This is a genomic window from Tepidanaerobacter sp. GT38 (assembly GCF_021991635.1).
Classification (GTDB): Bacteria; Bacillota; Thermosediminibacteria; order Thermosediminibacterales; family Tepidanaerobacteraceae; genus DTU063.
On sequence record NZ_JAFFJA010000118.1, the window covers coordinates 1 to 1965 of the forward strand.

Annotated in this window: 1 protein-coding gene; it reads left to right on the top strand. The window is 39.4% G+C overall.

Going from position 1 to position 1965, the window contains the following annotated elements; all coding sequences use genetic code 11:
* Positions 1–384: 384 nt before the first annotated feature.
* A complete protein-coding gene (locus tag JT739_RS12065) occupies positions 385–1797 on the top strand; it encodes an IS110 family transposase (RefSeq protein WP_237661375.1) in 1413 nt (470 codons plus the stop codon).
* Positions 1798–1965: the final 168 nt, after the last annotated feature.

The window sequence follows — 1965 nt, forward strand, 5'->3', positions numbered from 1 at the left end:
AAAAGTGTAGCAATCAAACAACTTAGTAAAATTCTTGATGTTTTACCTTTTGGCATATCCGTTCCTCCTCGTATAATATAAAATTAAGATGATATTTTAAGGCTCGAAGCCTTATTGTTACAAGCTTTCATAGGCTCTTAGAAAAAATATATTTTTATGCTTTACAAACTGGGGTTTTTCCGGCATAATCCTTCATGGAATTAGGGGAAGTACGCTTCCTCCTTGTTGCACCCCATGGGTGACTTCTTTTTAAGATTGTACCCCCTCCCCTGACAGGTACTTCTAACGCGCAGTTTGTTTCTTTGAATTCTAATTTGGCGAGGATGTTGATCTTGTCAGGGATGCTGGGACCCCTATTTCTATTACTTTATGGTGGTGATGTTTTTGTCAAAGAAGCTTTTTGTCGGTATCGATGTTAGTTTAAAGAGTAACCAGGTTTGCTTGATGGATCATGACGGTAGTGTTATGGGGAAATCCTTGAGTTTTGATAATAACCTGCCAGGTACTCTTGCTATGGTGGAGCATTTAAACTCTGTTTTAAGTAACGGTGATTTCGAGAAATTGACTATTGGTATGGAGGCTACGGCTCTCTATTGGTTCCCTTTGTTTAATTTCTTGAATAATTCTTCTCGAGTTTTTGTAGAGAAGGAAGCCGAGATTATACCTCTCAATCCAAAAGTTGTTAGTCATTTTCGCGATGCATATACTGATATGGATAAGACTGATATCAAGGATTCTTTTGTAATAGCTGATCGGCTTCGCTTTGGTAGAGTACATAGTGGCCGTATTCCAAGTGTTGATTTTTTAGCCTTGCAAAGGCTTACCAGGTTTCGTTATCATTTGGTTCAATATGAATCAAGACTCAAGAATTACGCCAGATCCTTTTTGTTCCTTACTTTTAGTGAGTGGAATAGGGTTAAAGCTTTCTCTGATGTATTTGGCGCCACCGCTAAGAAGTTGTTAAAGAAGTTTTGTTCTGCTCAGGAGCTTTCGGAGTTATCTATTGAAGATCTTAAAGAGCTTTTGAACGAATTTAGCAAAGGGCATTTTAAAAATTTAGATGAGAAAGCTCGTTTAGTTAATCAAACTGTCAAGGATTCTTTCCCTATTCCTCCAGAACTGGCAGAACAGGTGCATTTGTTAATAAAGCAAACTTTGCAGCAGTTGGAGTTATTGGAGAAGCATATAGCTCGTTTGGATAAAAAGATTGAAAAATTAATGAACAAGTTTCATAATCCTTTGATGTCTATCAAAGGCATAGGCCCTGTTCTGGCAGCTGGAATTTTTGCTGAAATCGGTGATATTTCTCGTTTTCCCGGCCAGGCTCAACTGGCAAAGTATGCCGGCCTTACCTGGAGGAAAAATCAATCCGGCAATTTCAACGGGGATATTACTCCTTTGACTAAAACAGGCAATCCTTATCTTCGGTATTATTTGATCCAGGCTGCTCAATGCTTGGTAAATCATAATCCTGAATACAGGGAGTATTTTACCCGTAAGTTTAATGAGACCCCTCGCCATCCTCATAAGCGAGCGCTGTCGCTCACAGCTCGCAAGCTGGTGCGCCTTGTTTATGCTTTGTTATCTAAAAATCAGTTGTATTTGGCTAAAGAACGCCAGCTCGCTAAAGATAGGGAGGTGAATAGCGCCTCGGTTCCTGAAGTTCAAGCAGAGGTTTTAGAGGTGTCGGAAAAAACGGCAGCAAAAAAAGTGAAGACTCAACGGTTGCCGCATGCCTCAAGAACTCTGCCTTGTGGGCAGGAACATATGCGAGGTCGCAGAGCAGTCAACACGTAGGTCTTCACTTAATCTCAATGTAACATTTCTAGGTAAGATAGTCAAGACCTACGGATTGGTATGTTTTATTTACTTTTCTTTAGATAGTTACCATAAGTTTCCATATGCCTTTTTCTAAAAAGGCTTAGTTTCTTATGCCCTTTTTTAGAATAAGCTGTTAATCTTTAC